Source organism: Kitasatospora sp. NBC_00039, from assembly GCF_045160625.1.
GTDB lineage: Bacteria > Actinomycetota > Actinomycetes > Streptomycetales > Streptomycetaceae > Kitasatospora.
Window position 1 is genome coordinate 5,079,217 of the sequence record NZ_CP108289.1, and the last position, 19,413, is coordinate 5,098,629.

15 protein-coding genes are annotated in these 19,413 nt (G+C 73.4%); 10 read left to right on the top strand and 5 right to left on the bottom strand.

Annotation, left to right across the window (positions count from 1 at the left end; all coding sequences use genetic code 11):
• Window positions 1-44 precede the first annotated feature (44 nt).
• Complete coding sequence (locus OG286_RS22585; protein ID WP_396321913.1) at window positions 45-278, top strand: hypothetical protein; 234 nt, start codon at window positions 45-47, stop codon at window positions 276-278.
• A gap of 122 nt (window positions 279-400) precedes the next feature.
• Window positions 401-1,039, top strand: coding sequence for a methylated-DNA--[protein]-cysteine S-methyltransferase (locus OG286_RS22590; protein WP_396321912.1), 639 nt, complete (start codon window positions 401-403; stop codon window positions 1,037-1,039).
• A 37-nt stretch (window positions 1,040-1,076) separates the two neighbouring features.
• Here the strand turns inward: OG286_RS22590 and OG286_RS22595 are convergent, their stop codons facing one another.
• A complete protein-coding gene (locus OG286_RS22595; protein ID WP_396321911.1) occupies window positions 1,077-2,207 on the bottom strand; it encodes an ATP-grasp domain-containing protein in 1,131 nt (376 codons plus the stop codon).
• A 360-nt stretch (window positions 2,208-2,567) separates the two neighbouring features.
• On the opposite strand from OG286_RS22595, the gene OG286_RS22600 reads away from it, so the two are divergent.
• Entirely contained in the window at window positions 2,568-3,995 is a 1,428-nt protein-coding gene (locus tag OG286_RS22600; RefSeq protein ID WP_405365753.1) for a family 2B encapsulin nanocompartment shell protein, read from the top strand.
• A 93-nt stretch (window positions 3,996-4,088) separates the two neighbouring features.
• Window positions 4,089-5,138: a family 2 encapsulin nanocompartment cargo protein polyprenyl transferase gene (locus OG286_RS22605; protein ID WP_405365754.1), complete on the top strand. Its 1,050-nt coding sequence runs from the start codon at window positions 4,089-4,091 to the stop codon at window positions 5,136-5,138.
• Between the two features lie 108 nt (window positions 5,139-5,246).
• On the opposite strand, the gene OG286_RS22610 is transcribed toward OG286_RS22605, so the two are convergent.
• The gene (locus tag OG286_RS22610; RefSeq protein WP_405365755.1) at window positions 5,247-6,302 is read right to left on the bottom strand and encodes an NAD-dependent epimerase/dehydratase family protein; all 1,056 of its coding nucleotides are present in this window, start codon (window positions 6,300-6,302) and stop codon (window positions 5,247-5,249) included.
• 273 nt (window positions 6,303-6,575) lie between these two features.
• Between OG286_RS22610 and OG286_RS22615 the strand changes: the two genes are divergently transcribed.
• The 3 genes from OG286_RS22615 to OG286_RS22625 all read left to right on the top strand — a co-directional run bounded on the left by OG286_RS22615 (window position 6,576) and on the right by OG286_RS22625 (window position 10,144).
• Window positions 6,576-7,901, top strand: a complete 1,326-nt coding sequence (locus OG286_RS22615) for a DUF1254 domain-containing protein (RefSeq protein ID WP_405365756.1) — start codon at window positions 6,576-6,578, stop codon at window positions 7,899-7,901.
• Between the two features lie 151 nt (window positions 7,902-8,052).
• Window positions 8,053-9,387 (top strand): DUF1254 domain-containing protein, encoded by a 1,335-nt coding sequence (locus OG286_RS22620; RefSeq protein WP_396321906.1) that lies wholly within the window; start codon window positions 8,053-8,055, stop codon window positions 9,385-9,387.
• Window positions 9,388-9,472: 85 nt separating this feature from the next.
• Window positions 9,473-10,144, top strand: coding sequence for a GAP family protein (locus OG286_RS22625; RefSeq protein WP_396321905.1), 672 nt, complete (start codon window positions 9,473-9,475; stop codon window positions 10,142-10,144).
• A gap of 100 nt (window positions 10,145-10,244) precedes the next feature.
• Here the strand turns inward: OG286_RS22625 and OG286_RS22630 are convergent, their stop codons facing one another.
• Window positions 10,245-12,212 (bottom strand): BACON domain-containing protein, encoded by a 1,968-nt coding sequence (locus OG286_RS22630; RefSeq protein ID WP_405365757.1) that lies wholly within the window; start codon window positions 12,210-12,212, stop codon window positions 10,245-10,247.
• Between the two features lie 198 nt (window positions 12,213-12,410).
• On the opposite strand from OG286_RS22630, the gene radA reads away from it, so the two are divergent.
• Both radA and disA read left to right on the top strand, forming a co-directional pair.
• The gene (gene radA, locus OG286_RS22635) at window positions 12,411-13,922 is read left to right on the top strand and encodes a DNA repair protein RadA (protein WP_396321903.1); all 1,512 of its coding nucleotides are present in this window, start codon (window positions 12,411-12,413) and stop codon (window positions 13,920-13,922) included.
• 188 nt (window positions 13,923-14,110) lie between these two features.
• The gene (gene disA / locus OG286_RS22640) at window positions 14,111-15,169 is read left to right on the top strand and encodes a DNA integrity scanning diadenylate cyclase DisA (protein ID WP_148644934.1); all 1,059 of its coding nucleotides are present in this window, start codon (window positions 14,111-14,113) and stop codon (window positions 15,167-15,169) included.
• A gap of 323 nt (window positions 15,170-15,492) precedes the next feature.
• On the opposite strand, the gene OG286_RS22645 is transcribed toward disA, so the two are convergent.
• On the bottom strand, window positions 15,493-16,395 hold the full coding sequence (locus OG286_RS22645; RefSeq protein ID WP_396321902.1) for a hypothetical protein: 903 nt from the start codon (window positions 16,393-16,395) through the stop codon (window positions 15,493-15,495).
• 182 nt (window positions 16,396-16,577) lie between these two features.
• Here OG286_RS22645 and OG286_RS22650 point away from each other — a divergent pair, with 182 nt between their 5' ends.
• Window positions 16,578-17,507, top strand: a complete 930-nt coding sequence (locus OG286_RS22650) for an A/G-specific adenine glycosylase (protein ID WP_405360271.1) — start codon at window positions 16,578-16,580, stop codon at window positions 17,505-17,507.
• A gap of 177 nt (window positions 17,508-17,684) precedes the next feature.
• Here the strand turns inward: OG286_RS22650 and OG286_RS22655 are convergent, their stop codons facing one another.
• A complete protein-coding gene (locus tag OG286_RS22655) occupies window positions 17,685-19,298 on the bottom strand; it encodes an MDR family MFS transporter (protein ID WP_396321900.1) in 1,614 nt (537 codons plus the stop codon).
• Window positions 19,299-19,413: the final 115 nt, after the last annotated feature.

Sequence of the window (19,413 nt, forward strand, 5' to 3'; positions counted from 1 at the left end):
TCGTACCGTGGAGGGAGTGCGGGGGCGAACGGAGGAGGTAGGCCATGCCCGGTTCTTCTACCATCAGCCACCACGAGTCGGCGGTCGCCCTGGACCACACGGACGGGAAGCGGCTTGCCACGGTGCTGGAGGAGCTCGCGTATCTGCTGGAGATCCCCGGTCCGAACCGGATCAACGACGCCCAGCTCGGCGCCCTCTGCGAGGGCCGGGCGCCGGACCGGGCCGAGTTGTCGCGTTGGTCGCGCGGGCTCGCCGCGGAGCTGAAGGGGCGGCTCTAGCCGCGGCCGTGCCGGACCGGCCGGAGCCGTACGATGGCGCGCGGGGCGGGTGGTCCTCGCGCGCCTTCCGGGGGCCGGCGTGGCCGGCGGCCGGCCCGGCGGAGGAGGGTGGGGGCCCGTACGTGCCACAGTCCGAGTCGCAGCCCCGGCAGGCGTCCGGCCCCAGGTTCGGCCCGAGGTCCGGTACCGGCACCGGCACCGGCGCCGGCAGCCGTTCCGGGCCCGGCCCGATGTCGTGGCTGACCGTGGAGACGCCGCTGCCGAGCGGGCCGATGCACATCGCGGTGACGCCGCTGGGCGTGGCGGCCGCGGGCTACCTGGGGCACGCGGGCGGCGAGCTGCCGCGCTGCACGGACGAGCCGAAGATCGCCGCCGTCACGGACCGGATCGGTGCCTACCTTGCGGGCCGCAGCCGGGAGTTGGGGCTGCCGATCGACTGGAGCCTGAGCGCCGGGCCGCACCGCGCGGTGCTGCAGACGCTCTGGCACGACGTGCCCTTCGGGCGGACCATCACCTACGGCGAACTGGCCTCCCGCAGCGGGGTGTTCGAGGACGTGTCGGAGCCGGGGCTGGCGGCCCGGACGGTCGGGCAGATGATGGCCGCCAATCCCGTGGCGCTGCTGGTGCCGTGTCACCGGGTGGTGGCGGCGGACGGGATCGGCGGCTTCGGCGGCGGGCGGGTCGGGATCGACGTGAAGCGCTGGCTGCTCACCCTCGAGGGCGTGCTGGAACCCACGCTGGACTGGAACGGGCCGCTGTAGCAGTCCGGTCGGGTCCCGGAGCGCGTCCGCGCCGTGCTCAGTGGACCAGCCCCACCGGGGCGAGACCGCGGGCGAACGGGGCCTGGCGCGGCAGCACCGGCTGGATGCCCGAGACGAGCGTGTAGTCGATGCCGCCGAAGTCCCCGCCGAAGTCTCCGGTGAAGTCCCGGGCGAGGTCTCCGGCCCGGCCGGTGTCGGGCCGCTCGCCGAGCGCCAACTGCACCGCGCTCCATGGCAGGTTGAGGCCGCACAGGCGCAGCTGGTGCAGGCCGCCCGAGGGCCGGGTGTTGACGTCGATGACCACCGGTTCCCCGGCCAGGTGGCGGAACTGCACGTTGGAGAGGAACGCCATCCCGGTGGACTCGACCACCCGGCGGGCGGGTTCCAGGTACCGCCGGGCGGTGGTGAAGCTGCGGCGGCGCCGGTGCTTGCTGCGGCCGACGGCGGCGAGCAGGGTGCCGTCGCGGTCGGCCAGGCAGTCCACCGAGACCTCGGGGCCCTCCAGGTAGGGCATCACCAGCAGGTCGGCGGGACCGCCGGCGCCCCCGGGGATGATGCCTTCCGGTGCGGCGGCCTCCAGCGCGGCGGCCACCTGGTCGACCTGGACCCGGCTGTCCCAGCCGGAAAGCCGGTGCAGGCCGAAGGGCTCGCGGGTGAGGACCCGGAACCCCTCGCCGCCGGCGCCCGAGGAGGGCTTGAGGCAGGCGGTGAGCCCGGCGGCCTCGATCCGTTCGACGGCGGCGAGCAGGTCGGCGGCGGTGCGGACCTGCCACCAGGGCGGGGTGGGCAGTCCGGCGGCGGCGATCGCCGCGTAGCCGTCCGCCTTGCTGTCGAAGGCCGCGACGGCGGTGGCGGGCGGGCAGACGAGGGCGGTGCCGATCGCCTCGAACTCCTGGTGGTGCAGGGATATCGCGAGCTGGTGGAGGCGGGGCAGGAAGACGTCGACGGAGTGCCGGGTGCAGTAGTCGAGGGCGTAGCCGACGTACGCGTCGGGGGTGAGGCCGCCCGGCTCCAGGGTGGCGTGGTCGGCGGCGGCAAGGACGGGGGAGTCGGGGTCGACGTGGGTGGCGTGGATCTCGACCGGCCGCGGAGCCTCGCGCAGCTGTTCGATGAAGAACACGTTCTCGGCGTAGGTGCGGTTGAGCCAGATACGTACGGGGGCGCTCATGACGGCTCCCAGGGCAGGGGTGAACGAGGGGAGGGCATCCGGTCCGACCACACTCGTCAACTGGCCCCGTGGCCCTTTGAGGTGGCACCTTAGCGGCCCCTCGCCCGGGCGCGAACCCGGGGTGGGTGAGGGGCGGGAAGGGTGTCGCGGGCGGCTCCGGGGAGGGAGCGCGGGGCGGCCGCCGGGGCGAGGCATTATTAGATGTTCGAATAATGGTCGAACTGATATCGATCTGGTGATCCAGTCGTCCTATTTGTTCGGTTATTCCGACCACTCGAAAGAGTGATTGCGAAGCCCACCGAATGGCCTCACCATGATTGTTGCAAGGCGACACTTCATCGGGTATTTGAAGGGCTCCCTATGTCGACCGAAACCAACGTCGGTATTCCTGCGCCGGGCGGCGAGCCGCAGGCCCGGCAGCAGCAGAGTCTCGGCACGGCGGGCGCGCGGAACCTCGCGACGACCACCAAGTCCGCGCCGCAGATGCAGGGCATCAGCCCGCGCTGGCTGCTCAGGATGCTTCCGTGGGTCCAGGTGTCCGGCGGCACCTACCGGGTCAACCGTCGCCTGCGCTATTCGGTCGGCCGCGGCCGGGTGAGCTTCGTGAAGACCGGCTCCGAGGTGCGGATCGTCCCGCCGACGCTGCGCGAGGTACCGGTGCTGCGCGGCCTCGAGGACGACGCCGTCCTTGAGGAGCTGGCCGGGCGCTTCGTCCAACGCGAGTTCTCCGCCGGTGACGTGCTGGTCGCGGCCGGGGCGCCGATCGACGAGGTCTTCATCATCGCGCACGGCAAGCTCGACCGGCTGGGATCCGGGAAGTACGGCGAGCAGACGGTGGTCGGCACTCTCGCCGACGGCGACCACCTGGGCGACGAGGCGCTCCGGCAGGACGACGGCGCCTGGCCGTACACGGTGAAGGCCGCCACCGCCGGTACCGTCCTGGCGCTCGCCTGGCCCGCGTTCCAGGACCTCGCGGACCGCTCCGAGGCGCTCCAGCTCCAGATCATGGACTACCTGGCCGGCTTCGAGCAGGCGCAGAACAAGCACGGCGAGGCGGCGATCGGCCTCTCCGCCGGCCACCACGGCGAGTACGAGCTGCCCGGCGCCTTCGTGGACTACGAGCTGAAGCCGCGCGAGTACGAGCTGAGCGTCGCGCAGACGGTCCTCAAGGTGCACAGCAGGGTCGCCGACCTCTACAACCAGCCGATGAACCAGATCGAGCACCAGCTCCGGCTGACCATCGAGGCGCTGCGCGAGCGCCAGGAGTTCGAGCTGGTCAACAACGAGGAGTTCGGGCTGCTGCAGAACGCCGAGTACGACCAGCGGATCCAGACCCACTCCGGCCCGCCCACCCCGGACGACATGGACGAGCTGCTGAGCCGGCGCCGCTCCACCAAGATGTTCCTCGCCCACCCGCGGGCCATCGCCGCCTTCGGCCGGGAGTGCAACCGCCGCGGCCTCTACCCGGACACCGTCGAGGTCCAGGGCCGGCAGGTCTTCGGCTGGCGCGGGGTGCCGGTCTTCCCGTGCAACAAGATCCCGGTCGTCGGCGGTCACACCAGCTCGATCATCGCGTTGCGCACCGGGGAGGAGAACCAGGGCGTCATCGGGCTGCACCAGGCCGGAATTCCGGACGAATACCAGCCGAGCCTCTCCGTCCGGTTCATGGGAATCAGCGAGAAGGCCATCATTTCCTATCTCGTCAGCGCCTATTACTCCGCCGCCATTCTGGTGCCCGACGCGGTGGGCGTCCTGGAAAACGTCGACGTCGCGCACCACCGCGACTGACCGGGGCCGGTCGGACCCGCGCCACCCGGCCGGGGCTCACCCGCACCCCGGCCGGGCGGCGCCCATCGTCGTCACATCAGGGGGAGGAACCCAATGGCAATCTTCACGTTGGAACGCGACCACCGCGAGGGGCACGAGGCGGAGGACGTGCTCGCCCGCGCCCGCGGCCTCGTCGACCCGGTCCTGCGCGCCGCCGTCGACTCGCTGCCCGGCTCGATGCGCAGGGTGGCCGGCTACCACTTCGGCTGGTGGGAGGCGGACGGCACACCGGTGGCCGCGCCCTCCGGCAAGGCCATCAGACCAGCGCTGGTGCTGGCCGCCACCCAAGCACTCGGCGGTACCCCGGCCACGGCCACCGCCGCCGCGGCCGCCGTCGAGCTGGTCCACAACTTCACCCTGCTCCACGACGACGTCATCGACCGTGATGAGACCAGGCGCCACCGTCCCACCGCCTGGCGGGTGTTCGGCACCACCGAGGCCATTCTCGCGGGGGACGCGCTGCACTCGCTGGCCCTGCGCCTGCTCGCCGAGGACACCCACCCGGCTGCCCAGGGCTCGATCCGCCGGTTGACCGACTGCGTGGTCGAGCTCTGCGAGGGCCAGCAGATCGACTGCGCCTTCGAGCAGCGCAGTGACGTTTCGCTCACCGAGTGCCTGGCGATGGCGGAGGCCAAGACGGGAGCGCTGCTCGGCGCCGCCTGTGCGATGGGCGCGACGTACGCGGGCGCCTCGGAGGAGGCCGCGCAGGCGATGGACGGCTTCGGCCGCGAGATCGGCCTGGCGTTCCAGCTGATCGACGACCTGATCGGGATCTGGGGCGATCCGGCCGTCACCGGCAAACCCGTCGGGGCGGACTTGGTCGCGCGCAAGAAGTCGCTGCCGGTGGTGGCGGCGCTCGGCTCCGGCACGGCCGACGGGCGCGCCCTGGCCGAGCTGTACGCGCTCGAACGTCTGCTCAGTCCAGAGGAGTTGAACCGCTGTGCGGCCGCCGTCGAGGGGGCCGGCGGGCGCGGTTGGGCCCAGGGGGAGTCCTGCGAGCGGATGGCCACGGCGCTCGCCCAGCTGGCCACGGCGGTGCCCGAGCCGTCCGCGGCCGACGAGCTGCTCGCCCTCGCGGAGCTGGTCACCCGCCGTACCCACTGACCGGACGGCGTGCGGGGGAGTGGGAGGTCGGCCGGCGCGACGCCCCACCACCCGCCCACGCGTGGCCGACCAGGGGCAGACGGGCCAGGATTACGCGCCCGGCAGGGATCAGGCGAGCGCGGCGAGCAGGCGCTGCTCCTTCGCCGGGACGATTCCGTTCTTGTGCCGGGCACCCTTGCGCCCCTTGAGGCCATCCGCGTCCGTGTCCTCGGCGGGCCCGCGCTGTTGGAGCCACGCCCAGGTGTCGCGCGCGGTCTCGGTGAACGGCCGGCAGCGGAGCCCGGCCGCCTGCACCCGGGCGGTGTCGGCGAGCCAGACGCCCGCCATCTCCGGCACGTCCGGCGCCCAGAGCGGGAGTTCCAGCCACGGCAGGACACTGTCCGGGCCCTCGGCGAGCAGCGGGCCGTCCTCGACCCAGACCAGCTCGGCGGCCGGGCGGCCGTCGGAGGGCTCGCCGACCACCTCCCGGCAGGTGGCGAGGAACTCCCCGAAGGTGACGTTCCCGGTCGGAGCGGTGGTGATGTAGCGCCCGGTGTGCCGGGCGGTCACCACCTCGATGCCGAAGGCGGCGAAGTCACGGACGTCGATCACCTGCATCGCCCGCTCCCGGTCGCCCGGCGCCAGCACCGGGCCGCCGCGGGCCATCCGCTCCAGCCACCAGGGCAGGCGGCCCCCGTTCTCGTACGGGCCTATCAGCAGCCCGCTGTTGAGGATCAGGGTGCGGTCGGCGCCGAAGTGCTCCAGCACGGCGCGCTCGCAGCCGGCCTTGAGGGCGTTGCCGGGCGGCTGGTCGGGCGGGGTGTCGGCGGGGCAGGGGTGCAGCGGCGAGTCCTCGTTCACCGCCAGGGCCGGCCAGTCGGAGAAGGCGTGCACGGAGGAGACGAAGGTGTAGTGGTCGGCGTGCTCGCGGAGCAGCCGGGCGGAGATCACCGCCTGGGCGGGCTGCTGCGCCGAGGTGTCGACGACGGCGTCCCAGTGCCGTCCCTCGACCAGCCGTGCCAGGTCGTCGGCGGAGTCGCGCTCGCCCCGGACGGCCTCGACCCCGGCCAGGTCGCTGTGGGAGCGGCCGCGGTTGAAGGTGGTCACCTCGTGGCCCCGGTCGAGGGCAGCGGAGGCGAAGGCCCGCCCAAGGAAGGACGAGCCACCGAGTAGAAGGATCTTCATACCGGTAAGGCTGCCTCCCCTGCTTCATCCGCACGCGCTCGTTCGCTCTCGGCAGAGGGCGACGGGCCGGCCGCGCCGGACGGGGGGAGGCAGCGCGGCACGGTGGGCAGACCGCCCAAGACGGCGGGCTAGCCACCCCGGACAGGTGGGCCTGCCGGTCGAGGTGCTGATCCAATCGGGTCCGCATAGCATCCCCCGTGTACCTATATGTCTGATTTCTGAGCAATGATCCGGTCTTCTGGGCGATGCTCCGGCACTGGGGAGAGCGACAGCATGGTCAACCCGGCACTCGTGGACCCGGCCACCATCCGTGCGACCGCCGCCGAAGCGTGGGTCCGCGGCTATCCGATCCTGCAGAACTACCGCACCATGTACGCGCAGGCGGTGGACGACGCCGACCCGAGGTACGTCGGCGGCTTCGGCGTCTTCCGGCACTACCCGCAGCCCTTCACCCCGGCCGACACCGACGTCGTCACCCCCGACAACGACACCCCGTACTCCTGGGCCTGGCTCGACCTCCGCGCCGAGCCGTGGGTGATCTCGGTACCCGCCGAGGACCGCTACTACGTGCTCCCGCTGCACGAACTCGACACCGTCTTCGCCGGCTTCGTCGGAGCCCGCGCCACCGGCCAGGAGGCCGGCGACTACCTGGTGGCCGGCCCCGGCTGGCGGGGCGAGGCCCCCGAGGGCATCAACGGCGTCATCCGCACGGCCACCCAGCTGATCGGCGTGCTCGGCCGCACCTACCTCGGCGGCACGTCACCCGGGGCCGTCGAGGAGCTGAAGGAGATCCAGCAGCAGTACCGCCTGCGCCCCTTGCACGAGTACGCGGGCACGGCGGCACCGGCTCCCGTGCCGAACCCGGTCTGGCCGGTCTGGCGCGAGGAGGTGCTGGACACCATCGAGTTCTTCAGCTTCCTCGACTTCCTGCTCGGCTTCTTCCCCGTACTGCCCGCCGAGGCCGACCTGCGCGGCCGCCTCACCGACCTCGGCATCGACGGCTGCGGCGAGTTCGAGCCCGCCGCGCTGCCGATCGCGGTCCGCGCCGAGATCGAGCGCGGTATCGCCGACGGCCGCGCCGAGCTGGAACGCGCGGCCGAGGAGACCACCGGCTCCACCGGCCTCTGCGGTACCCGCGAGCAGCTCGGCACCGCCTACCTGGAGCAGGCGGTCGGCGCGATGAAGAGCCTGTACGGGCTGCCCGTGCAGGAGGCCTGGCACGGCGGCTGGCTCGCCGACAGCGAGGGCAACCGGCCGCCCGACGCCGCCGACCACGACTACGTCGTGCGGTTCGGCCCGGACGGGTTGCCGCCGGCCCGGTTCTTCTGGTCGGCCACCATGTACGCCCTCCCGGAGCGCCGGCTGGTCGACAACATCCTGGACCGCTACTCGATCGGCGACCGCACCCCCGGGCTGGTCCGCGACGCGGACGGGGGCCTCACCCTCTACCTCCAGCACAAGCGCCCCGCCGACGCCCAGCACTCGGCCAACTGGCTGCCCGCGCCGGACGGCCCCTTCACGGTGGTCCTCAGGCTCTACGGCCCGGACGAGTCGGTCCTCGACGGCCGCTGGACGCCCCCGCCCCTGACACCGCGCTGACCACCGCGCCTTCGCGCCACCTCACCCGCACCGGGCTGCCCGGACCGCGCAACCCGTGCCAGCCACCCGTACCTCCCGCCCGCATCACCCACGCGTACCGCCCGCCCGCACCACCCGTACCCACGCACGCCGGACCAGAGAAGGAATCCCGATGACCGAGCCCGAGCTGGAGGCCCTGGCCGCCGACGCCTACGTCTACGGCTATCCGCTGGTCTCCGACCTCACCATGGTCGAGCGCTTCACCGAGGGCGGCATGGGCATCCTGCCGGCGGCTCCGTTCAACCACGTCAGCCACGCCGCCCGGCTCGCCGGGCCGGACGACCCCTTCGTCTCCGTCAACAACGACACCGTCTACTCGATCGCCCAGCTCGACCTCTCCGAGGGCCCCCAGGTGCTGCACGTGCCGGACACCGACGGGGCGTACTACGTGCTGCAGTTCGTCGACGCGTGGACCGACAACTTCGCCTACGTCGGCCGCCGGGCCACCGGCACCGGCGCGCAGACCTGGCTGATCGTCCCGCCCGGCTGGCACGGCGCCCCGACGGACCACGAGCACGTGATCGTCTCGCCGACCACCGTGGCCACCATCGTCGGCCGCTTCGCCTGCACCGGCCCCGACGACCTGCCGCGCGTCCGGGCGCTCCAGGAGGGGCTGACGCTCGAATCGCTGGAGCCGGGCGGCCTGGTCGCCGGGCTGCCCGCACCGGACCCGGACGTGCCCGAGCGGCTGTCGTTCTTCGAACGGCTCCGGGTCTGGATGGCGGCCTTCCCGCCGGCCGCGGCGGACGTGGAGTACCAGCAGCGGTTCGCCCCGCTCGGTCTGCTCGACTCGGGGCCCTCGCCGTACCGGGCCGCCGCGCCCGACTGGACCCTCGCCCTGCTCAAGGGCATGGCGGCCGGCCGCGAACGGGTCGAGGACGCCACCCGGCCGCCGGAGGACCACCCGGCGGGTGAATGGCGCACTGCCCTGCACCTGTTCGACTACAACGTCGACTTCCTCGGCCCGGGCACGATCGACGACCAGGAGTGGCGCATCCCCGACCGCCGCGCCGCCTACCTCAGCCGGGCCGCCGCCGCCCGCGCCGGCCTCTGGGGCAACCACGCGTACGAGGCGGTGTACGCGATGACGTACGACGACTCCGACGGCCGCCCGCTGAACGGCGCCCACGCGTACACGCTGCGCTTCGACCAGCCCCCGCCGGCTGACGCCTTCTGGTCCGTCACCATGTACGGCCTGCCCGAGTACTACCTGGTGGCGAACCCGGACGCGCGCTACTCGATCGGCGACCGCACCCCCGGCCTGGTCTACGGCGAGGACGGCTCGCTGACGCTCCGGCTCCAGCACGAGCGGCCAGCCGACCCGGCCGGGGCGGCGAACTGGCTGCCCACCCCGGAGGGCGGGTTCCGCCCGATCATCCGGCTCTACCAGCCGAAGCCGGTCGCCCTGGACGGCACCTACCGGGTACCGCCGATCCGGCGCACCTGAACCGCACGGGTACGGGCGCCGGGGCCGCGCACCGGCACCGACCGGCACCGACGGGCAGCCGGCGCACCGACGAAGGGACGCAGGGATGGGCGACGCCGTCGGCCAGATGCTGGCCTCGGCCGTGGGCATCGCGATCAGCCCGATGCCGTTGATCGCGGTGATCCTGATGCTGGCCACCCCGAAGGGGAAGGCCAACGGCCTGGCGTTCACGGCCGGCTGGGTGGTGACGCTGACGGTGGTGGTCACCGTGGTGGTGTCGGCGGGATCGGGGCTGAGCACCGACTCGTCCAAACCGGCCTGGGAGTGGTGGCTGAAGCTGGCACTGGGCGTGCTCTTCGTGCTGCTGGGCCTCAAGCAGTGGCAGGGCCGCCCGCGAGAGGGGCACGTCCACGGCCCGCCGAAGTGGATGCAGGCGATCGACCGGATCACCCCGGGCAGGGCGGCCGGGCTGGCTGCCGTCCTGGTGGCGGCCAACCCCAAGAACCTGGTGCTGGCGGTCGGCGGCGCCGTCTCCATCGCGACCAGTACGGCCTCCGGTGGCGGCAAGGCGGTCGCGGCCGCGCTGATGGTACTGATCGGCTCGCTCTGCACGCTGCTGCCGCTTTCGGTCTACCTGTTCGGCGGGGACCGTTCGGCCCGCGTGCTGGGGGAGTGGAAGGCGTGGATGGCGGCGCACAATGCAGCGATCATGGTGGTGGTCCTGGTCGTCCTCGGTGTGAAGTACATCGGCGACGCGATCTCGGGCCTGACGGCCTAGCGGCCCCGGCCACCCGGCCGCAGCCCGGCCACCCCGCCACCCTCACCCCGGCCACCCCAACCACCCCGGCCGCAGCCTGGCCCACCCCGCCCCCACCGGGTCAGTGCGGTGACACCGACCCGGTCGCGGCAGGGGCGGACGCGCTCCCCGCCGGCGGGGAAGACGGCGAGGGCGACGACGGAGGCGAGGCCGATGCCGTCGCCGTCGGCGCAGTCGTCGGCGGGGCGGACGAGGGTGAAGCGGACGACGGTGAGGCCGTCGCGGTCGGGGAGCCGGGCGAGCTCGGCGTACCGGTCGGCCCGCCGGTCGGCGTGCCGGAGGGCGTCCCGCCCGGCGAGGGTGTGCCCGACGGGGCCGGGCCCGTCGTCGGTTCGGCCGGGGCCGAGGTGGAGCCGCCGCGGTTGTGCGGGCCTCCCTCCAGGGTGACCACGGCCTGCGAGGGCGGCAGTGCGATGCGGGCGGTCCAGTGCCCGTCGGGGGCGAGGTCCTCGTCCACGGTGACGATCACGGTGATCCGCTGGCCCGGAGCGAGCGTTCCGGCGTCCCGGCTGAGCCGGAGCCAGGCGGCGTCCACCTCGGCGTGCCAGCGGATCTCGGTGGTGCCGGAGTTGGTGAGGGTGAGCACGGTCCGGTTGCCGTACTCGCCGGCCTCGACGGTGAGCAGCCCGGCAGGAGCGGGCACGGGCACCCCGGCTCCGGGCCCGCTGCCCCCGGCACCGCCCGCCGCCGGACCGGCAGCGGGCGCCGGTGCCGGCGCTGGTGCCGCGACCAGCGTCGGACTGCCCAGCGGCGTCGCACCGTGCGCGGGCACAGGGATGGCGGGCCCCTGAATCCCGGGAAGCAACGTTTCTGCACTCACCGGCCCGGCCCACGCCAGCTCCATCCCGGCCACCGCCGGAGCCGCCCCTACGGCGCCCACCACCCCGCCGACCTGCCCGGCTCGCCCGGGACCTCCGTCGGTCGGCCCGGAACCGCCCGGCCGGTGCCCGGCGGCCCGCTGGTCGTCCTCGACCCGGACGGAGGAGACCGCCGCGGCCGCGCCGGCGCCGCCGCCACCCCGATGGCCGGCCCAGAGCGCGACGACCGGCGCGGCCAGCACCGCCGCCAGCACTCCCGTGGTCACCACCCGCCGGCGCACCGCCACCGCACGGCCCGCGTCCGGCGCGCGGTGGCGCGGGAACCCGCCCTGGTCGAACCGCAGGCCCGGCTCGACCACCGGGGCGGGGACGGCCGTTCGCCGCCCCGCCGGGGCCCCGGCCGCACGCGGCAGGAACAACACCCCGCCGCCCCGGCCGGCCTCGCCCGCCGACGGCGCCGACGGCGCGGTGAGCACCGGTAGCCCCGAGAGGCCCGCCGTCCCCTCCGCCACCTCGCCGGCCACCCGCTCGGCCGTGCCCCGGCACGTCGGGCACTCCACCACGTGCTGCACCAGCTCCCGGCGCAGCGCCGGGCCGAGCACCCAGTCCCGCCAGCTCTCTGCGCCGGCCCCGCCGAGGCGGTCCAGCTCGGGGCAGCTGCCGACGCCGAGCACCAGCAGCGCCGCCCTGGTCCGGCCGACCTCCGCCTCTGCCGAGGCGAGCAGCACGCGGGAGGTCTCGAACGGGACGCCCAGCACGGCCGCCACCTCGATCGGGCTGAGCCGGTGGCGGACCGACAGCTCCAGCGCCTCGCGCTGCTCGGGGTCGGTGCCGGCCGCCTCGGGCCAGGCGAGCGAGGCCAGCTCGCGCCGTCGCCGGGCCGCCTCCGCCGCCGGAACGCCCGCCCCGGCCTCCGCCACCGAGGGGCCCGGACCGGCACCGGAGGGCCCCGTACCGTCCTCCAGTCGCCGCAGGCAGCAGTACCGCGCCAGCGAGTACAGCCAGGCCCGCACCATCCCGGGCTCCGCCAGTCGCACCCCGTGCCGCAGTGCCAGCTCCCGCACCTCGCACAGGGCGGCGGCGGCCGCGTCGTGCTCGCACAGCACCGAGAGGCAGTAGGTGAACAGGCCGTCCACCTGCCGCTCGTACGCCGCGAGCACGGGGTCGCGCGGACCTTCCGTGCTCCGCGGCCCTTCAGTACTCGTTGTCACCCGTCCGACGGTAGAGAGCCGGAGCACGTCATCCGGGCTATTCCCTGCTGTTGTACTTCTTTCGGGTAACAACATCGCCCATTCGTGGACCTCACGCGAGCCCCCGCGTCCCGGCCCGCGCCCCCTCGCCCGCCCCTGTCCGCCCCTGTCCACCCCTGTCCACGGCCCGTTGTCGGACCCAGGCGCTACGGTGACCGCATGGCTGCCCGCACCAAGACCACCGCCAAGCCGCGCCCGGCGTACCGCTGCACCGAGTGCGGCAACCAGCTGCCCAAATGGGTCGGCCGCTGCCCGGAGTGCAACGCCTGGGGCACGGTCGAGGAGTACGGCGCCGTCCCGATCCGGACGACGGCCGCCGGCCCGGTCAGTGCGCCCGCCCGCCCGATCTCCCAGGTGGACGGCCAGGTCGCGACGGCCCGCTCCACCGGCGTGCCCGAGCTCGACCGGGTGCTCGGCGGCGGTCTCGTCCCCGGTGCGGTCGTCCTGCTGGCCGGTGAGCCCGGCGTCGGCAAGTCCACCCTGCTGCTGGACGTCGCGGCCAAGGCGGCCACCGCGCAGCACCGCACGCTCTACGTCACCGGCGAGGAGTCGGCCGGCCAGGTCCGGCTGCGCGCGGACCGGATCAACGCGCTCTCCGAGCACCTCTACCTCGCGGCCGAGTCCGACCTCGGCGCCGTCCTCGGCCACATCGAGGCCGTCAACCCCGGCCTGCTGATCCTGGACTCCGTGCAGACCATCGCCTCCGCCGAGCTGGACGGCGCGCCCGGCGGCCCGGCGCAGGTCCGTGAGGTGGCGGGTGCGCTGATCAGGGCGTCCAAGGAGCGCGGCATGGCCACCCTGCTGGTCGGCCACGTCACCAAGGACGGCCAGATCGCCGGCCCCCGCCTGCTGGAGCACCTGGTGGACGTGGTGCTGAGCTTCGAGGGGGACCGGCACGCCCGGCTGCGCATCATCCGGGGGGTCAAGAACCGGTACGGCGCCACCGACGAGGTGGGCTGCTTCGAGCTGCACGACGAGGGCATCGCGGGCCTGGCCGACCCGTCCGGCCTCTTCCTGACCAGGCGTGACAAGCCCGTCCCGGGCACCTGCCTGACCGTCACGCTGGAGGGCCGCCGCCCGCTGGTGGCCGAGGTGCAGGCGCTGATGGTGGACTCGCAGATCCCGTCCCCGCGCCGGACGACGTCGGGCCTGGAGTCGCCCCGGATCGCGATGATCCTGGCCGTGGTCGAGCGGCACGGCGGAGTCAAGCTCGGCAAGCAGGACATCTACACCGCGACGGTCGGCGGGGTGAAGCTGAGCGAGCCCTCGGCCGACCTCGCCGTCGCCCTCGCGGTGGCCAGCTCCTCCTCCGACACCCCGCTCCCGAGCAACCTGGTGGCGATCGGCGAGGTCGGCCTGGCGGGCGAGGTGCGGCGGGTGACGGGTGTGCAGCGCCGCCTGGCGGAGGCGCACCGGCTCGGCTTCACCCACGCGCTGGTCCCGCCGGACCCGGGCAAGGTGCCGCCGGGCATGAAGGTGGTCGAGGTCGCGGACATCGGCGAGGCGCTGCGGGCCATTCCGGGCCGCCGCCGGGCCGCCGCCAAGCCGCGTGGTGAGGCACCGTCGGGGCCGCCCACCCCGCGCCGGGCCGCCGCCGCACCCCCCGTCGTGGCCCACCCGGAGGAGCTGATGGAAGGGTGGGAGCCGCTCGACTCCGACGAACTGCACTGACCCAAGCCCTGTCGTTGCCGTACACAGTTAGACTTTCCCCTGTCTCATTGGTGATAAGGCAGTACTAAGCGACAGAGCAACAGACCGTAGGCCGGCGCACGGCGCGAGGCGCGCGGCACGGGGTCGACCGGAGGAGTCACGTGGCAGCCAGCGACCGGGCGGACAAGTCCTCCCGCGAGGAGGCCCTGCTGCGGGCCTCCCTCACCGCCATCGCGCCCGGCACGGGGCTGCGTGACGGCCTGGAACGGGTGCTGCGGGCCAACACCGGTGGTCTCATCGTGCTCGGCTTCGACAAGACGGTCGAGTCGATCTGCACCGGTGGTTTCGTCCTGGACGTCGAGTTCACCGCGACCAGGCTGCGCGAGCTGTGCAAGCTCGACGGCGCCGTGGTGCTCGACAAGGACATCACCAAGATCGTCCGGGCCGGGGTGCACCTGATGCCGGACTCCACCATCCCCACCGACGAGACCGGCACCCGGCACCGCACCGCGGAGCGGGTCAACCGGCAGACCGGGTTCCCGGTGGTCGCGGTCTCGCACTCGATGCGGCTGATCGCGATGTACGTCAACGGCACCCGCCGGGTCCTGGAGGACTCGACGACCGTCCTCTCCCGGGCCAACCAGGCGCTGGCCACCCTGGAGCGGTACAAGCTCCGGCTGGACGAGGTGGCCGGCACGCTCTCCGCGCTGGAGATCGAGGACCTGGTGACGGTCCGGGACGTCACCGCCGTGGCCCAGCGGCTGGAGATGGTCCGGCTGATCGCCACCGAGATCGCCGGCTACGTGCTGGAGCTCGGCATCGACGGCCGGCTGCTCTCGCTCCAGCTGGACGAGCTGATCGCGGGCGTGGAGCCGGAGCGCGAGCTGGTCGCCCGGGACTACTTCCCCGAGCGGGCCGCCAAGAAGGGCCGGACGGTCACCGAGGTGCTGGCCGACCTGGAGGCGCTGACCCACGCCGAGCTGCTCGACCTGCAGACGGTGGCCAAGGCGCTCGGCTACTCGGGCTCCCCGGAGTCGCTGGACTCGGCGGTCTCGCCGCGCGGCTACCGGCTGCTGGCCAAGATCCCCCGGCTGCCCAACACGGTGATAGAGCGGCTGGTCGAGCACTTCGGCGGTCTGCAGAAGCTGCTGGCCGCCAGCATCGACGATCTGCAGACGGTCGAGGGCGTCGGCGAGACGCGCGCCCGCTCGGTCCGTGAGGGCCTGTCCCGCCTTGCCGAATCGTCCATCCTGGAGCGGTACGTCTGACCGGCGCACCGTCGGCACACGCGAGGACGGCCCCCGGGGATCCACTCCCCGGGGGCCGTCCTGTCGCTCCGTGACCGCTACGGCGTCAGCGGAGCACCAGGGCCGAGCCGCGGCCGCCGGCCGAGGCGAGCCCACCCGCGACCACCCGCGAACACCCGCGAACCCGCGAACCCGCGAACACCCGCGCGGACCCCCGAACACCCGCGCGGACCCCCGAACGCCCGCGAAGCACACCGAAGCACGCCGCACACCGAAGCACGCCGCACACCGAGGCCCCGGCGCGGAATCGCGCCGGGGCCTCGGGAGGGCGGGTTGAGGAGCGGTCAGCTCTCCAGGCGGATCGAGGAGCGTGCCGACACCTGGCCGCCGGAGAGGCCGGTGAGGTCGGCGACCACCAGGTAGTTGCCGGCGGGGGCGGCCGCCGGGTCGGCCGTGGCGCACTGCTGCTTGCTGCGGCTGCGGTCCCAGGTGAAGGTCTCGGTCAGACTGCTGTTCGCCGGGATCTGCACCCAGGTGCTGCCCCGGTCGGACGGGCAGTCGCCGGAGGACCAGATGCGCTCGCCGTTGCTGGCCGTCACGGTGATGGCGGAGGCGGTCCGGCCCAGGTCCACCCGGCAGTTGGCACCGGAGGAGTTGTGGACGGTCAGTGCCAGCTTCGGCTTGTCCTTGGGCTGGTAGGAGTTCTGTGCGCCGGCCAGCTCCAGCGTCACCTGCGACGAGGCGCAGACGGGCAGCCCCATCACCTCGGGGGTGTTCACCGCGGGAGCCCCGCCGCTGCCGCCGGTGCCACCACCGGTGCCGCCGGCCGCGCCACCGCCCGCAGCCGCACCGCCCGCGGCCGTCCCGCCGGCCGCCGCGCCGCCGCCGGTCGCGGGGGCCGGGTTGGGCGCCCCGCCCGTGCCGCCGGTGCTGAGGCTTACGTCGCCGCCGCCGGAACCGGAGACCGCGCCGCCGCCCGGGTTGGTGCCACCGCTCCCGCCGCTGCCGGGGCGCGAGTTGTTCGCGGGGCCGCTGGGGGAGGCGCCGGGCGTGATCGCCTGGACGGGGGTCTGGGACGGCACGGCCTGTGCGGCCTTGCCGGATGATCCACCGTCACCACCGCCCTGATCGGACATCAGCCAGGCGATCAGGGCGACGACCGCGGCGACGGCGACGAGCACGACGACGCGCCGTCGCCAGTAGATCGAAGCCGGCAGCGGTCCCACGGGTTGACGGAGAGAGGGCACGCCCAAACTCTACGAGACAGTGTGTGCCCTTTGACTCACCAACACCGCACACTCGCCCCTTCCTTCACATGATCCGCCATTTGCGCCGTTCGAGGGAGGCTGATCGGGGGTTTTCGCGCGGCGATCCGGATCTTCGGACTCCGCTTCGGTGGGCGGAACGGGCGTGGGAGGATCGAAGGGCCATGGCTGCCATCACCGTCACCCCCGCCCCCAGTCCCGCCGCCGTCCCGCTGCCTCTGCCGCTGCCGGTGCTGCACTCCACCGTCCTCGGCTGGTACGAGGCCAACGCCCGCGAGCTGCCCTGGCGGACCCCCGAGGCCTCGTCCTGGGCGGTGATGGTGAGCGAGTTCATGCTCCAGCAGACCCCGGTGAAGCGGGTGCTGCCCGCCTACGCGGCATGGCTGGAGCGCTGGCCGACACCGGCCGACCTGGCCGCCGACGCGCCCGGCGAGGCGGTCCGGATGTGGGGCCGGCTCGGCTACCCGCGGCGGGCGCTGCGCCTGCACGCGGCCGCGGTGGCGATCACCGAGGAGCACGGCGGCCTCGTCCCGGACGACCACGCGACGCTGCTCTCGCTGCCCGGGGTGGGGGAGTACACGGCGGCCGCGGTGGCCTCCTTCGCCTTCCGCCGGCGCCACGTGGTGCTGGACACCAACGTCCGCCGGGTGTTCGCCCGCGCGGTGACGGGCGTCGAGTACCCGGCGCAGGCCACGACGGCCGCCGAGCGGCGGACGGCGACGGCACTGCTGCCCGAGGACGCGGAGACGGCGGCGACCTGGGCGGTCGCCGTGATGGAGCTCGGCGCGCTGGTCTGTACGGCGCGGAGCCCGGAGTGCGGCGACTGCCCGCTGTTGACCGGCTGCGCCTGGCAGCGGGCAGGCCGCCCGCCGTACGAGGGCCCGGCGCGGCGCGGCCAGTCGTACGAGGGGACGGACCGGCAGGTCCGCGGGAAGCTCCTGGCGGTGCTGCGCGCCGAGCACGGCACGGTCGAGCAGGCCCGGCTGGACGCCGTCTGGCCGGACGCGGTGCAGCGGGCCCGGGCGCTGGACGGTCTGGTCGCCGACGGCCTGGTCGAGCCGGTCGAGCAGGGCGTCTACCGGCTGCCGCAGTAGTTCCCGGAGCAGCTCCCGGTGCACCGGAGTTCCCGGAGCAGTTCCCGGTGCACCGGCCGGTATGAGGTAGGCCAGGCCGTCGCGGCAGGCTTCCGGTGCACCGGCCGGTATGACGGAAAATCCCCCTTCCCCCCTCTCGTGAGGGAGGGGGGAAGGGGGATTTCCGGACCGCGGACGTCAGATGGCGACGGCCTCGGCGTTGGGCTCGGTGGCCTTGCCGTCGCCGTCCGACGCCGGCGCACCGGCGCCCCGCAGCGGGACCTCGCGCACGAAGAGCGCGGCGGCGACCGCGATGACCGCGACCGCGGCACCCCACAGGAAGACGGTGTGCATGCCGTTGGCCACCGCGTGGTGGTACGCGTCCTGGACGGGGGCGGGCAGCGCCTTGAGCGCGGCCGGGCTCAGCTGGCTCGGGTCGCCCTTGCCGCCGCCGTTCGCGGCCGCGTCGCCGAGCCGGTCCTTCATGGTCTCGGTGACCCGGCTGTTGAACAGCGCGCCGAACAGCGCGACGCCGAAGGAGCCGCCGATGGTGCGGAACAGGGTGGCGGTGGAGCTGGCCACGCCCATGTCCTTCAGCTCGACGCTGTTCTGCGCGACCAGCATGGTGATCTGCATCAGGAAGCCCATGCCGGCGCCGAGTACGACCATCCAGCAGGAGGCGGCGAAGCTGCCGGTGTCGGTGGAGAGCGTGGAGAGCAGCACCAAGCCGGCGGTCATCACGATCGTTCCGATGATCGGGAAGATCCGGTACTTGCCGGTCTTGGTCACCGCCTGGCCGACCACCAGCGAGACGACCAGCATGCCGAACATCATCGGCATCAGCAGCAGGCCGGAGTTGGTGGCCGAGGCGCCCTGCACGATCTGCTGGTAGAGCGGCAGGAAGACGGTCGAGCCGAACATCACGAAGCCGACGACGAAGCCGATGATCGAGACCAGGGTGAAGTTCAGGTTCTTGAACAGGCCGAGCGGGAGCATCGGCTCCTGGACCCGCTGCTCGACGTAGCAGAAGGCGATCAGGGTGGCGGCGGCCAGCGCGGCCAGACCCAGGATCTGCTTGGAGCCCCACGCGTACTGCTGGCCGCCCCAGGTGGTGATCAGGGTGAGCGCGGTGATGCCGGTGGTGAGCAGGACCGCACCGAGGTAGTCGATCCGGGCGTTGTTGCGGACCTTCGGGAGCTTCAGGGTGACCATGACGACGGCGAGCGCGACCAGGCCGAGCGGCAGGTTGATGTAGAAGGTCCAGTGCCAGCTCAGGTGGTCGGTGATGAAGCCGCCGACGAGCGGGCCGCCGATGGTGGCGAGCGCCATCACCGCGGCGAACATGCCCTGGTACTTGCCGCGGTCGCGCGGCGGGACGAGCGCGCCCATGATCGACATCACGCCGACCATCAGACCGCCGGCGCCGAGGCCCTGGAGGGCCCGGAAGCCGATCAGCTCGTTCATGTTCTGGGAGAGGCCGGAGAGGGCCGAGCCCACCAGGAAGATCACGATCGAGGTGAGGAAGGTGCCCTTGCGGCCGTAGAGGTCGCCGAGCTTGCCCCAGATCGGGGTGGAGGCGGCGGTGGCCAGGGTGTAGGAGGTGACCACCCAGGACAGGTGCTCGGCGCCGCCGAGGTCGCCGACGATGGTCGGCATCGCGGTGCCGACGATCAGGCCGTCGAGCATGGCGAGCAGCATGGTGACCACCAGGCCGACCATGACCAGGCGGATCTCACGGGGGGAGCGCGGCTGCTCCTCCTCCTCGGACGTCTTCTTCTCCGGCGCCGGGTTGTCGGCCTTGGGTTGTGACATGGGGGTGTCTCCCGGACAGGATCGGACGATCGTTCGGGCCTTCGACGGCACTTACTTGTCGCCCGGCTAGTTTGTTGACCGTGGGCACGGTAGGTTGTGCGCTAGCCGGTCGTCA